14 protein-coding genes are annotated in these 13,667 nt (G+C 26.6%); 13 read left to right on the plus strand and 1 reads right to left on the minus strand.

Annotation, left to right across the window (positions count from 1 at the left end):
• Positions 1-4: 4 nt before the first annotated feature.
• The 3 genes from IC173_RS05765 to IC173_RS05775 all read left to right on the plus strand — a co-directional run bounded on the left by IC173_RS05765 (position 5) and on the right by IC173_RS05775 (position 4,266).
• Complete coding sequence (locus IC173_RS05765) at positions 5-1,984, plus strand: ABC transporter permease (protein WP_227855284.1); 1,980 nt, start codon at positions 5-7, stop codon at positions 1,982-1,984.
• Positions 1,985-2,318: 334 nt separating this feature from the next.
• Positions 2,319-3,683, plus strand: coding sequence for an ATP-binding protein (locus IC173_RS20935; RefSeq protein WP_227855285.1), 1,365 nt, complete (start codon positions 2,319-2,321; stop codon positions 3,681-3,683).
• 4 nt (positions 3,684-3,687) lie between these two features.
• Positions 3,688-4,266: a LuxR C-terminal-related transcriptional regulator gene (locus IC173_RS05775; RefSeq protein ID WP_413927361.1), complete on the plus strand. Its 579-nt coding sequence runs from the start codon at positions 3,688-3,690 to the stop codon at positions 4,264-4,266.
• Positions 4,267-4,404: 138 nt separating this feature from the next.
• Here IC173_RS05775 and IC173_RS05780 read toward each other — a convergent pair whose 3' ends face one another.
• A complete protein-coding gene (locus IC173_RS05780) occupies positions 4,405-5,028 on the minus strand; it encodes a manganese efflux pump (RefSeq protein WP_227434795.1) in 624 nt (207 codons plus the stop codon).
• Positions 5,029-5,211: 183 nt separating this feature from the next.
• Between IC173_RS05780 and IC173_RS05785 the strand changes: the two genes are divergently transcribed.
• The 10 genes from IC173_RS05785 to IC173_RS05830 all read left to right on the plus strand — a co-directional run bounded on the left by IC173_RS05785 (position 5,212) and on the right by IC173_RS05830 (position 13,451).
• Positions 5,212-5,859: a helix-turn-helix domain-containing protein gene (locus IC173_RS05785; RefSeq protein ID WP_227434794.1), complete on the plus strand. Its 648-nt coding sequence runs from the start codon at positions 5,212-5,214 to the stop codon at positions 5,857-5,859.
• A gap of 203 nt (positions 5,860-6,062) precedes the next feature.
• Positions 6,063-7,121, plus strand: coding sequence for a potassium channel family protein (locus IC173_RS05790; RefSeq protein ID WP_227434793.1), 1,059 nt, complete (start codon positions 6,063-6,065; stop codon positions 7,119-7,121).
• Between the two features lie 103 nt (positions 7,122-7,224).
• Positions 7,225-8,409 (plus strand): D-alanyl-D-alanine carboxypeptidase family protein, encoded by a 1,185-nt coding sequence (locus IC173_RS05795; RefSeq protein WP_227855286.1) that lies wholly within the window; start codon positions 7,225-7,227, stop codon positions 8,407-8,409.
• A 206-nt stretch (positions 8,410-8,615) separates the two neighbouring features.
• Complete coding sequence (gene rpsB, locus IC173_RS05800; protein ID WP_003424537.1) at positions 8,616-9,329, plus strand: 30S ribosomal protein S2; 714 nt, start codon at positions 8,616-8,618, stop codon at positions 9,327-9,329.
• Between the two features lie 78 nt (positions 9,330-9,407).
• Complete coding sequence (tsf, locus tag IC173_RS05805; protein ID WP_021384993.1) at positions 9,408-10,319, plus strand: translation elongation factor Ts; 912 nt, start codon at positions 9,408-9,410, stop codon at positions 10,317-10,319.
• An 83-nt stretch (positions 10,320-10,402) separates the two neighbouring features.
• The gene (gene pyrH / locus IC173_RS05810; RefSeq protein WP_003430597.1) at positions 10,403-11,107 is read left to right on the plus strand and encodes a UMP kinase; all 705 of its coding nucleotides are present in this window, start codon (positions 10,403-10,405) and stop codon (positions 11,105-11,107) included.
• A gap of 25 nt (positions 11,108-11,132) precedes the next feature.
• Positions 11,133-11,690, plus strand: a complete 558-nt coding sequence (gene frr, locus IC173_RS05815; protein ID WP_227434791.1) for a ribosome recycling factor — start codon at positions 11,133-11,135, stop codon at positions 11,688-11,690.
• A 2-nt stretch (positions 11,691-11,692) separates the two neighbouring features.
• A complete protein-coding gene (locus IC173_RS05820; RefSeq protein ID WP_227434790.1) occupies positions 11,693-11,896 on the plus strand; it encodes a hypothetical protein in 204 nt (67 codons plus the stop codon).
• A 28-nt stretch (positions 11,897-11,924) separates the two neighbouring features.
• The gene (locus tag IC173_RS05825; RefSeq protein WP_227434789.1) at positions 11,925-12,659 is read left to right on the plus strand and encodes an isoprenyl transferase; all 735 of its coding nucleotides are present in this window, start codon (positions 11,925-11,927) and stop codon (positions 12,657-12,659) included.
• Positions 12,660-12,671: 12 nt separating this feature from the next.
• A complete protein-coding gene (locus IC173_RS05830; RefSeq protein WP_227855287.1) occupies positions 12,672-13,451 on the plus strand; it encodes a phosphatidate cytidylyltransferase in 780 nt (259 codons plus the stop codon).
• Positions 13,452-13,667: the final 216 nt, after the last annotated feature.

Genomic DNA, 13,667 nt, shown 5'->3' on the forward strand with positions numbered 1-13,667 from the left:
AAAAATGAATATATATAACATTGCTAAAAAGAATCTCAAGAAAAACTTTTCGTTTTATTCATTATATTTGTTTTCTGTAGCTTTTATACTCATGATATTTTTTAGTTTTGTATCTTTTTCTGTGAATGATATTATAATGAATAAAATTTCATCAGATGGAAGAGTAGAAACTATGACAAAAACTATTTCAATTTTTATAATTTCATTTGTATTATTCTATATGCTTTACTCAAATAGATTTTTTATAAGACGTAGAATGAGAGAGCTTGGCATATACACCTTGATGGGATATAGAAAATCAAGTATATTAAAATTAGTTATGATTGAAAATATATTTATTTGCATGATTGCTTTTATTATAGGTATTTTAGCTGGTTCATTATTACATAAGTTTATTATACATGTAATTGTGCATTCATTAAATTTAAATGTAGATAGTTCAAAGATACCTTTTTTCAATGTAAATGCTGTTATTTCTAGTATATTATTTTTAATTGTTATATTACTTGTACTATATTTTTCAAATTGGAAATTGATTCGAAGAAATTCTCTTCTTAATTTAGTCAAAATAGAACGAAACGAAGAAAAACAGATTATAATAAGACCTTTGATAGCTTTTATAGGTATTTTTATGCTTGTATTAGGATATGTACTAGCTTTTGATATGACTAGAGGAAAGGATTCTGTTTGGTATAGTATTGGTTTTTCTCCAATTGCTATATTGACCTTACTTTGCGTAGTTGTTGGAACTGTTTTTTTTATAAATTCATTTTTACCTTATATTATTAGAATATTAAAAACTAAAAAAAATCATTTTTATAGAGAAATACAGATTATTACAATTCCTAAGTTTATTTACTCCATACGTTCTAATGCAAAAACATTAATTTTATTAACTTTGTTGTCAGCAGGAACATTATGTATATTTGCGTCAACTGTTTTATCAATTTATTATCCTGTAGTAGCAGTTTCTCGTATAGTACCTTCTGCTATTGAGTTTAAGTTAGAAGAAAAAAGTAATGTTGATAAAATTATTAATGCTGTAAGAGATTATGAATTAATAGAAAACCTTAAATACAGAGAAACAAATATTATAAAAGTAAATTCTTCATCAAAAAATTTACCGATTGAGTATTCTATTGGCAAAGACAAAGGAAGAATCTCTGGATTTGACTGTATATCAGAGTCTGATTATATAGAATTAATTAAACAACAAGGGAAAAAATTTGATTTAAAACCTCTGAATTATAATGAAAGTGTATTAGTAAAATATAGACCAAGTGAAGAGAATGTGGATAAAGGGAAAATCCTTAATTTAGATTTATATTCAGATAAAAAGGTAGATGTGGTTATAAAGGATACTACATTAGATAATCCAATTAGTTTTTCAAATAGTATTGGAACATTAATAGTGTCGGATAAATTATATAATGAAATATCTAGATACAATAATCTATCAAGAAATTCTATTATAAGTATTGATGGAAAAGATATGAGAGATAATAAAGAAATTTATGAAAAACTTAAAAATTTATTAAAGAATAATCCATATTTTATAAGTGCTTATCAAAGAAAATTTGAAATTGTGCATGAGAGTAGTTCAACTTTTTTATTGATTAGCTTTCTTTCTGTTATATTTTTTATTGCTACAGGAAGTATGCTGTATTTTCACAGTATTTCTAATGCCATTTATGATAGAAATAGTTTTAATATATTGAGTAAAATAGGATATAGTCAAAAAAATATAAAGAAAATAATTAAGAATCAGATTTTAGTGTTTTTTTCGATACCATATGTATTAGGAATGGCACATAGTATATTTGGATTAATTGCTTACAAATCTGCTTTAATAGATAACATATTAGGAAATAATACACCTATAATAATTCCAATAGTATTTGCAAGTGTCATATTTACACTAGTATATATAGGATATTACATTTTAACAAAGTATTCATGTTATAAAATAGTGCTTAAAAAATAGCATTAAAAATTTTATAAAATATTTGGAAAATAGAAGATAAGCATCTTGTATATAAATTAATTTACAAGTTATGTAATGTTATCATATAATTAATTATCAGAAAGGAGTTAATATGTTCAAAGTCAGTTATAATAAAAGAAAGATTTTCATATTAATAAATCAATTATTGATAATATTATTTCTAATTTATGAATTTTTTAATAATAAAAATATTAAAAGTATTTCCATTTTCAATCTCTTACTTGTATCTATTATAGTTGTTGATATAATGTACATTGAATTAATTAACTTGAAACAAAATAGAGTGCTCGTACAATTTACAAACTTGCTTGTTTTGCTTTCTTGGTATTTTTTATTTTTATTTGATAATAGTAAAACATCTTCTGAATTAATTTTTTTCCTAAGTCCAATTATTGTTTTTGAAAGTGTAAGATTTTTATTTGTATTTTTCTTTCAAGATTACAAATACAACTACCAGAAAGGCTTAGAATTTATATTGAAACTTATGTGTGCTTTGACAGTCGTTTCAAAATTTATTGATAATCATCTGTTTGCACTACTTTATTTATTACAAATAATTATAAGTTTGATAAGCTTTATATTCTTAATAGTCTTATATAAAAAAACTGTGATACTTGTTTTAAAGTGTGAGAAAAGAAATTTTATATATTCAGCTATTTTATTGTTTATATTCCTTGTATATGCTATAGTTTTTTCTAAAAAACAGGAATATGTTGAGAATCTAGGAATGTATTTAATTATATCATTAGCCATATTTAGTATCCATAATATTGCTATAAAAGATAAAGGTTATATAAAACAAAATACTATGCTAAATGGTAAGAAAAGATTGATTTTTATTTCTTTAATAAGTGTATTTTTCGTTGGAATTGGAAAACTATTAGACCTTAATATAATTACGTATTTTATAATAATACATTGTATATTTTGGTTTACTCTACTTTACTTTATTTTAATTTACACAAACATTGATGATATCATATATAATAAAAATTCAGTAAAAAAATTTAGTGTGCAAGAAAGTAACTTAATAAATAATCTAATGCAGATATATAAAGAGGAAGAGCTTAAAAAGGATTTTTCTAATTATCTACATGATGAAGTATTACAAGATTTACTGTCAATTAAAAATATGATGAAAAAATCTGAAAATCCAGATGTAAAATATATAATCGTAAGTACATTAGAAAAATTAAATCTATCTATTCGCAATCAAATGCAGGATTATCATCCAATATTGTTAAAAACACTTACATTAAAAGAAAATATAGAAAATATGTTTGTTATGGTTAGAGGTAATTATTTATCTAAAAATATAGAAATTTGTTTTACATGTGAAGATAATATATTTTTGGCTGAACCATATAATTTTATTATATACCGTATATTAAAAGAGCTAGTAACAAATGCTTTTAAACATTCAAATTGCTCTAAAATCGAAATTTCACTAATTCAAAAAAATAAAGATATAATTCTTTCAGTATTAGATAACGGAGTGGGAGTGGAAAGTGAATATGATTTAATAAGATATCAAAATAATGGGCTATCTTCTATTCAAGAACAATTACACAGATTAAATGGTGTTTTTAATATTGATAAGACAGCTTCTGGGTTTAGTATTGTTGTAAAAATTCCTATGGAAGGAGAGAATTATTATAAATATTTTATTAATAGATGACCATGTGTTATTTGCAAAAAGCTTAGAAATTGCATTAGAAGATTATACTGAAATAGAAAAATTTATTTATATTAAAGATATTTCCCAGGTAATTTCAATAATTAAAAATGAAAAACCAGATATAATTCTTATTGATATTAATTTAGGAAAAATTGACAATGATGGGTTGTCTCTAGCAAAAGACATTATAAGAATAATACCTAAAGTAAAAATAGTCATGTTAACGGGTTATGATTTGCCTGTATATAAGTATGAAGCTCAAAAAATGGGTGCAAAAGGCTTTATAAATAAAAATATTGAGCCAGATAAATTTATTGAAATATTAAATCAGATTCAAAATGGATATAATTATTTTCCAGATGAAATAAAATATATTGAAGAGCTAACACATAGAGAAAAATTAATATTGCAATTTCTATATAATGGAGTTAAGAGAAAAGATATAGCAACTCAATTATACTTAAGTGAGCGAACAGTATCTAATCATATCCAAAACATTTTTGATAAACTAAATGTATCTTCTTCATTAGAAGCTGTCACAAAGGGAGTTCAGCTTGGATATATTAAACTCAATATGCAATAAGAGAAGTTTGTAGTTTAGTAAATGTATTTGATTGTAAATTTTCATCTAATATAATAATTAAATTTAAGTAGAAATTTTTATCATTTAAAATATATATAAAAAGGCTATCTAAAATAAAATTTTAAGATAGCCTTTTTGTTAACATATTTTCATAAATCCAATAATTAGTAAAATCAAACCGCTTAACCAAGATAAATTTAGATTTATATTTTTAACAAATACATTTCCTAGTAAACAACCAAATGATACTGCTAATATATTTGAAATTAGAGAAAATAAGATAACTTGTATATAATTTACACCTACAAGACCACTTCCAAATCCAATAGCTAATCCATCTAAGCTTAAAGCAAGTGCAAGTGTAAATGCTTCAGCAGATTTAAGAATTTTAGATTTATTTGTATCTAAAGTGTCAGGTTCAACACTAACATTAAAATTTAACTTAAGGTCTAGCATATTAAAATTATAATCTTTTGAATGTATGGATTTTTTTTTGAAATAAGATTTAAAGAAACTCTCAACTAATCGAGAACTTCCTAATAAAAATAAAATTAAAAAGCATATCAACATTGTTATATTTTGAGGTAAGAAGTCTCTAGCTATTGTACCTGCAAAAAGTGATATTGCCAAAATTGCTGAAGAAACCACACTAATAATCATATTTGAATATAAAGGAACTTTAACTTTATTTACGCCATATCCAAAACTTGTTACAAAGGCATCTATACAAAGAGAAGTTACTAATAAAATTGATTCAATCACAGTAGATTAACATCCTTTCTCTTAAATTTTATACTTATATAGTTATAGTATTGTAAAAAGAGATAAATTGTTACAGATAAACCAATAGAGTGTTGATAGAATTTCAACATTTTGTAACACCTAAAAAACAAAAAATTCATATTATATAATATAAAACCAAACATAATAAAGCAGGTGAAAATAATGGAGCAACATATTGAGGTTGAGAGTTTTGGTAATCTATTGAAGGCATTATTAAAAGAAAAATCAATATCAATGGGAGCGTTGAGTAAAAAAAGCGGAATTGATAAATCTACTATATCTCGCATAGCAAATAATAAACAAAAACCGAATATAAATCACCTAGAAAAGATTGCAATACACTTAAATGTAAATTTAGAAGAGTTATTAAAAGCATCAGGATATGAGTTTAAAAACAGTAATAATAAACAAATTTTTAATATAGATAGCGATTTTAGTAACTTTGATGATGTACTTGGATTTGCAAATTTAATTAATGATAAAAATTTCAACGGAAATATTGAGAAAGAGTTAAGTAAATGTGAATTATATGTTCAAACAGATGAAGGGAAAAAATTACTTTTTGATAGTTTTAGTAAAAAAATAGATTCTATAGAAAAACAAGGACAATTTACAGATAGACTGAGGGACATGTATGCTGAATTTTGTACAGGAAAATTAGGAATAAAAAAATATTTATTGACTGGAAGTATGCTGCTTTACTTTGTTATATCAACGGATGTTATTCCAGACTTTGTATTTCCAATAGGATTTATGGATGACTTAGTAGCATTAAATATGATTACAAAACTACTTAGAAAAGATAAGTAGTTTTGTAATTGTACTACTCTATGGAGATGACAAGCAAAGATACTGAGTATAGATAAATTTTAATGTTTGTCTAAGGAGAAATAACTTGAAAATTTTAAAATAAACAATTTAATATATATTTTGTATGTATTTAAGTATATAAAATAAAATAATATCCAAACTAATACAAAATAGTGATAATTTTTTTGTACTGGAGGATATTTATGAATTGCAAATGGATATCTAAAATAGATGAAAGAAAAAAATGTCATAGAGAAGCAGATTCTTCTGGATATTGTATTTTTCACAAAGAGAATAAGTCTAGTGAAGATATAAAACTGATGATGGACAATATATATAAGGAAGAAATAAATGAATTTAATGGATTTATATTTGAAAATGAATTTAATGCAGAAGAAATATTAACTTATGACTATAAATTATTAAATTTTTCTGAAACGATATTTAAAAAAGAAGCAAATTTTAGAAAATATCTTTTTAAAAAAAATGTTATTTTTAACTATACAGATTTCAGGGGTCAAGTATCTTTTAATGCTTGTGTATTTTTAGAAAATTGTGATTTTAATAAAACAAAGTTCAATAAGGTATATATAAATGATAAGATATTTGAAAAAGTAAAATTTAAAGGACCTGATTTAGTAGTTAATAAAGTAGAAAATTTTCCAAGAATGGATGGAATAATTTTTAGTATGTGTACAAAATTTATACTTAAAAATGTGGAGTATGGAAAAAGTGAATGCAAGCATGGAAAAATAAATTATAGAATAGCTAGAAATCAAGCTACAAAAATTGGAGATTATGAGATGATAGGTCCTTACTATTATAAGGAAAGAATTTATAGTAGCAAAATGATAAAACGTTCTGACTATCCAACTCTCAGCAGTTATTTAGTTGAAAAGTTTTTTGACCAAATAGCGCACTATACTACAGGTTATGGAGAAAAACCATGGAATATATTATTTGTGATTATAGCTATAATAAGTAGTTTTGCCTTATTATATCTATTCGTAGGTATAGAAAGTTCAAACAGTACACTTATAACTTTAAATATAAATAACTTAGGTAATTATTCAGCAAGTGAGATTTTTAAAACATATATAGATTTATGGTATTTTAGTATGGCTACATTTAGTACAGTAGGATACGGAGATATGGTTGCTACAAGTTTGATTGGTAAAGCTTTAGCAGGTATAGAAGTATTTTTAGGAGTTACAATAGGAGCAATTTGGGCATCTGTGATTATTAAGAGAATGATAAGATAATATCTATGTAAATATGGATAGGTATTAATTACTAGATATAAATTGGACTAAAGAGGGAAAATTTAAATATAAATATACTTAATAATCCAAGAAGGTGAAAAAATTGAAAAACGGAATAAAAAAAATTTTAACATTAACTCTAATTCTAGCATTTATAATACCAAATTATTCATATGCTGATGAAAAATCCGTAGACAAATACTCAAAAACATCTATACTTATAGACCAAGAAACAGGTAGAGTCTTGTATGGTAAAGAGCCTGATATGAAGGTACCTTTAGCAAGTTTAAGTAAGATGATGACTTTTTTACTTGCAATAGAGGCTATTGAAAATAAAGAAGTAAAAGAAACTGACACAATAAAGATAGACAAGTCTATTGCTTCAGTGAAAGGTTCAAGCTATAAACTAAAAGTTGGTGAAGAAGTACCACTTATAGAACTTATGAGAGGTCTTATGATTGTATCAGGAAATGATGCAGCAATTGCTATAGCAAAACATATTTGCAAATCTAAAGAGGCATTTGTAGATAGGATGAACAAAAAAGCAAAAGAAATAGGAATGACTAATACTCATTTTTTAAATCCAAATGGTCTTCCAATATATGATTTAAGTAATCCCAAAAAACCAGCAAAAGAAAATATATCTACTGCAAGAGATATATCTATTCTTGGAAAATACATGTTTGACCATTATGAAAAGCAAGTAACAGCTATAACTGATATGGAAACCTATACGAACTCAGATAGAAGCTTTGAAAAAAGCAATACAAATGCATTATTGAGAATTATACCTGAAGTTGATGGTATAAAAACAGGGTACACTGGGAATGCTGGGTATTGTTTATCATTTTCTATGATTGTTAATAAGAATGATAAAAATGAGAAAAAACGTAGAGTAATAGGCGTTGTATTAGGTGCTAATCATAAAGATAAAAGAATATCCTCTTCTTTGGCTATGTTAAAATATGGAAAAGAGAATTTTAATATGAAAAAAGTAATTGATAAAGATAGCTTTATTGGTAAGAAATATATAAAAGGAATGAAAGAACTAGAGGTTACTTTAAAAGCCAAAAATGAACTTTATACAATATTAAAAAATGATGAAAATATAAAATCTGAAGTAAAAATTAAAAATATGGAGTATCCTGTTAAAAAAGGTGATACTATGGGTACTATAAAATATTACACTAGTTCAGGTGATTTACTTGGAAGTGTAGATATAGTCAGTAATAATAGTGTTGATAATGTACCACTAAAAACAAAATTAAAAATGAAATTTGCAAATTAAATTCAAAAAAATGGTATAAAATATACAAAAAAATATAAAAATAGAAAATATGGAAAAAATATTGTTATTTTTTCACCTCTATGATATACTACTAGAGGTGAAAAAATAAAATAAATCACACACAGCATTGGGATCCTTAAAAGGTGCCTATTACATGGTTTTTTAGGGAGAAGATCAAGCTGGAGGTATAAAACCAGGAGGTAAATATGTCAGTAATATCAATGAAACAATTATTAGAAGCAGGTGTTCACTTCGGTCACCAAACAAGAAGATGGAACCCTAAAATGGCTAAGTATATATTCACAGAAAGAAATGGAATATATATAATCGACTTACAAAAAACAGTTAAAAAAGTTGAAGAAGCTTACAAGTTCACTAAAGAAGTAGCTGAAACAGGAAAGCCAATTTTATTCGTAGGAACTAAGAAACAAGCTCAAGATGCGATAAAAGATGAAGCTGAAAGATGTGGAATGTACTTTGTTAATGAAAGATGGTTAGGTGGAATGTTAACAAACCACAAAACTATAAAAACTAGAATAAATAAATTAAGAGAATTAGAAAAAATGGAAGAAGAAGGCGTATTTAACGTTCTTCCTAAAAAAGAAGTTATAAAATTAAGAGCTGAAAAAGAAAAACTAGAAAAGTACTTAGGTGGAATAAAAGACATGCCTGAATTACCAGGTGCAATGTTCGTAGTTGACCCAAGAAAAGAAAACATAGCTATTCAAGAAGCTCACAGATTAGGTATACCAGTAGTTGGTATAGTTGATACAAACTGTGACCCAGAACAATTAGACTTTGCTATACCAGGAAATGATGATGCAATAAGAGCCGTAAAATTAATAACTGGTGCTATGGCAACAGCTGTAATTGAAGGTAGACAAGGTGCTGAAGAAGAAGTAGCTGAAGACCAAGAATAATAATTTGACAATTAAATGGTAAGGGTCGCCCTTACCATTTATAATATGGAATAGAATAAGTAGGAGGAAACTTAAAAAATGGCTAATATAACTGCTCAAATGGTAAAAGAGTTAAGAGAAAGTACAGGCGCAGGAATGATGGACTGTAAGAAAGCTTTACAAGAAGCTGAAGGAAATATGGAAAAAGCAGTAGATTTATTAAGAGAAAAAGGATTATCAAAAGCTGCTAAAAAAGCTGGTAGAGTTGCTGCTGAAGGTCTAGTTGCAATAGAAATGAACGATGATAATACAGTTGCTTCTATGGTAGAAGTTAACTCAGAAACAGATTTCGTTGCTAAAAATGAAGACTTCAAAGTGTTCGTTAAAGATGCTGCTTGTATGGCATTAGCTACTGATAAAGAAGATATCGCTTCTTTATTAGGTGAAACTCATAGAGAAGGAATAACTTTACAAGAAGTTTTAAATAATAGAGTTGCAAAAATAGGTGAAAAATTAGACTTTAGAAGATTTGCTAAAGTTGTAACTAATGGACAAGTTGCTGGATATATCCACGGTGGTGGAAAAATAGGTGTTCTTGTTGAAATGGAAACAGAAGCTAGAGATGCTAAAGTTTTAGAATTAGGTAAAGATGTAGCTATGCAAGTTGCTGCTATGAATCCTAAATACGTTTCAAGAGATGAAGTAGATGCTGAATACATAGCACATGAAACAGAAGTATTAACTCAACAAGCATTAAATGAAGGAAAGCCAGCTAATATAGTTGAAAAAATGGTTAAAGGAAGATTAGAAAAAGAATTAAAAGAGGTTTGTTTATTAGAGCAAACTTTCGTTAAAAATCCAGATATAACTGTTAAACAATTAGTTGCTGATGTTGCTAAAGCAGTAGGTTCTGATATAAAAGTTGTTAAAGTTGTGAGATTCGAAGTTGGTGAAGGTATACAAAAGAGAGAAGAAAACTTTGCAGAAGAAGTTGCTAAGCAACTTAAGTAATAACCAAAGAGAGAACACGCAGGTGTTCTCTTTTTTAAAAAATAGAAAAAATGGATATGAAGGATTGAAATAGGAGGTTTCTGATGGATAAACCAATGTACAAAAGGGTATTGTTAAAATTAAGTGGAGAAGCATTAGCGGGAGAAAGAGGTTTTGGTATAAATAATGATGTAGTTAATGATATTGCTATTGCTATTAAAAAAATACAAGAAATAGGTGTTGAGGTGGCTGTAGTTGTAGGTGGCGGAAACTTCTGGAGAGGTAGAACTAGCGAAGGAATGGATAGAACTACTGCTGACTATATAGGTATGTTAGCTACAGTTATGAATGCAATGGCATTACAAGATGCACTAGAAAATATAGACGTTGCTACAAGAGTTCAAACTGCTATAGATATGAGACAAATTGCAGAACCATATATAAGAAGAAGAGCAGTTAGACATTTAGAAAAGGAAAGAGTTGTTATATTTGGTGCAGGAACTGGAAACCCTTACTTTACAACAGATACAACTGCTGCTTTACGTGCTGCTGAAATGGAAGCAGAAGTTATTTTGTTAGCTAAAAATGTTGATGCAGTATATGACAAAGATCCAAAAGTACATGCAGATGCTAAGAAATTTACAGAATTAAGCTATATGGAAGTTATACAAAAAGAATTAAAAGTTATGGATTCTACAGCTACATCTTTATGTATGGATAATAAGATTCCAATAAAGGTATTTGAGCTTACAACGGAGAATATAATAAGAGCAGTAAAAGGTGAAAATATAGGAACTACTGTAAAATAATGAAGAATGAAGGAGGAGTAAAATTATGAAACTAGAAATACATAAGCAGTTAGAAGAGAAAATGAATGGGACAATTGATGCTTTAAAGTTCGAATTTGGAACTATAAGAGCAGGAAGAGCCAATGCACAAATGTTAGACAAAATAAGAGTTGATTATTATGGAACTCCAACTCCAATAAATCAAATTGGTGCTATATCTGTACCAGAGCCAAGAATACTAATGATATCTCCTTGGGATAAATCTGCTATGCATGAAATAGAAAAAGCTATAGCTAACTCAGATTTAGGATTGAATCCATCAAATGATGGTGAAGTTATAAGACTTTCTGTACCAGCTTTAACAGAGGAAAGAAGAAAAGAATTAGCTAAAAAGGCCAGTAAAGCTTCAGAAGAATTTAAAGTTAGAATAAGAAATGAAAGAAGAGACGCCAATGAAAAAATTAAGAAAATGGAAAAAGGCGGAGAAATAACAGAAGATGAATTAAAGAAAGCACAAGATGAAGTTCAAAAAATGACTGATAAATTTATAAAAGAAATAGATACATTATTGGCTAAAAAAGAAAAGGATATAATGGAGGTATAATATTGAAAAAATATTATAACCTTTTAGGTCTTCATATAGATGAGGTAAAACAATATTTTGATGAACAAAATGTAGCTTATACCATAAAATCTATTGAAGGTAAAAAGGATAAAGATAAACTTGTAGTTCCTAGAGTTATAAAAATATCTGAGATAGGTGATAGTGTAGAACTAATAATCACATACTTTTCTGACTCCTTAATTTAAGGAGTCAGAACAATATTGGAGGCAAAATATGAATAACAACATCATGTATGACATAGACTTAAATAACATACCTACTCATATTGCTATTATAATGGATGGGAATGGAAGATGGGCAAAATCCAGATTTCTTCCAAGAACTGCAGGACATAAGGCTGGAGTAGAAACTATAAGAGATATAGTTAAAGAATGTTCAAATTTAGGTGTTAAGCACTTGACACTATATGCATTTTCAACAGAAAATTGGAAAAGACCAAAACTTGAAGTTGATACACTTATGAACTTATTATCTACATACTTAAGAAATGAAATAGCTGAACTGCATCAAAATAATGTAAAAGTAACAGCTATAGGAGAGATAAGTGCTTTACCAAAAACTTGTATAAGAGAATTAAATTCAGCTAAGGAAATGACAAAAGACAATACAGGAGTTAACTTAAATTTAGCATTGAACTATGGAAGTAGGGCAGATATAAAAAATGCTCTTATAGATATAGTAAAAAATTGTGAAAGTGGTAAAATAGATATAAACAATATTGATGAAGATATTATAAAAAACTATTTAAGCACAAAGTCTATACCAGATCCAGACTTGGTCATAAGAACAAGTGGGGAACAAAGATTGAGTAACTTTTTACTTTGGGAAGTTGCTTATTCTGAGTTTTACTTTACTGATATACATTGGCCTGATTTCAACAAAGAAGAATTACAAAAGGCTATATATTTATATCAAAAAAGAGATAGAAGATTTGGAGGACTTAAGTAAGGAGATTATTTTATGCTTACAAGAATTATTGCTTCACTAGCTCTGGTTCCATTATTTCTATTTGTTGTATATGGAGGAATTCCTCTTTATATAGCTGAGATGGCAATAGTTTATATTGCATTACATGAATTTTATAAAGCATTTAAAATAAAAGATATACATCCAATATTTATTATAGGGTATATATTTTCTATTTATTTAGCTGTAAAAAATATTTTTAACTTACCATTGGAATATACTTATGCAGTGCTTTTCATTTTATTTTTAGCAAGTATAATTTATATGTTGATGGGCAAAAGCAATGTTATAGATGTTTCGATTACATTTTTAGGAGTTTTTTATATAGGAGTATTTTTAGATTTTATAGTTATAACTATAAATAGCTTTGAAAGAGGGAATATCTATGTATGGCTTATATTTGTAATATCTTTTATGACAGATATATTTGCATATTTTAGTGGCTATTTACTTGGCAAACATAAGTTAATCCCTAAAGTGAGTCCTAAAAAGACTGTAGAAGGAGCTATTGGAGGAATAATAGGAAGTACACTTAGTTGTATTTTATTTGGGTATTTATTTGGTATTGATTTGCTTCAATTGGCTATAATAGGAAGCATAGGAAGTATAATAGCTCAATTAGGAGATTTATTTGCATCCTCAATAAAGAGATATGTAGGGATAAAGGATTATGGAAAGATAATACCTGGTCATGGGGGTATATTAGATAGATTCGATAGTGTTATATTAGTAGCACCTTTTGTATATAATACTATTAAATTTTTTATTAGATAAAGATTGGTTGGTTTTAAAAAGGCAGTCTATAATTGCTAGTAATGAAAATAGCTATGTAACTTTTAAAAAGCAGAAGAATTCTGTGAGTATTTAGTTACATGGCTATTTTCATTTTTTTATTTAATAATTTCGACATTTTTAAATATAGTATCTTTTTATAAGCTATATATCTGAATATAACTAATTTATTCTCAATTATAAATTTTATTTTTATGT

The organism is Clostridioides sp. ES-S-0048-02, from assembly GCF_020658495.1.
In the GTDB taxonomy this organism is placed as follows: Bacteria; Bacillota; Clostridia; order Peptostreptococcales; family Peptostreptococcaceae; genus Clostridioides.

Bases quoted from the DNA above. Each gene is read 5' to 3' on its own strand.
- IC173_RS05785 (WP_227434794.1), top strand. From the start codon at position 5,212: ATGGAGCAACATATTGAGGTTGAGAGTTTTGGTAATCTATTGAAGGCA.
- frr (WP_227434791.1), top strand. From the start codon at position 11,133: ATGAAACTAGAAATACATAAGCAGTTAGAAGAGAAAATGAATGGGACA.
- IC173_RS05790 (WP_227434793.1), top strand. From the start codon at position 6,063: ATGAATTGCAAATGGATATCTAAAATAGATGAAAGAAAAAAATGTCAT.
- rpsB (WP_003424537.1), top strand. From the start codon at position 8,616: ATGTCAGTAATATCAATGAAACAATTATTAGAAGCAGGTGTTCACTTC.
- IC173_RS05825 (WP_227434789.1), top strand. From the start codon at position 11,925: ATGAATAACAACATCATGTATGACATAGACTTAAATAACATACCTACT.
- pyrH (WP_003430597.1), top strand. From the start codon at position 10,403: ATGGATAAACCAATGTACAAAAGGGTATTGTTAAAATTAAGTGGAGAA.
- IC173_RS05765 (WP_227855284.1), top strand. From the start codon at position 5: ATGAATATATATAACATTGCTAAAAAGAATCTCAAGAAAAACTTTTCG.
- IC173_RS05830 (WP_227855287.1), top strand. From the start codon at position 12,672: ATGCTTACAAGAATTATTGCTTCACTAGCTCTGGTTCCATTATTTCTA.
- tsf (WP_021384993.1), top strand. From the start codon at position 9,408: ATGGCTAATATAACTGCTCAAATGGTAAAAGAGTTAAGAGAAAGTACA.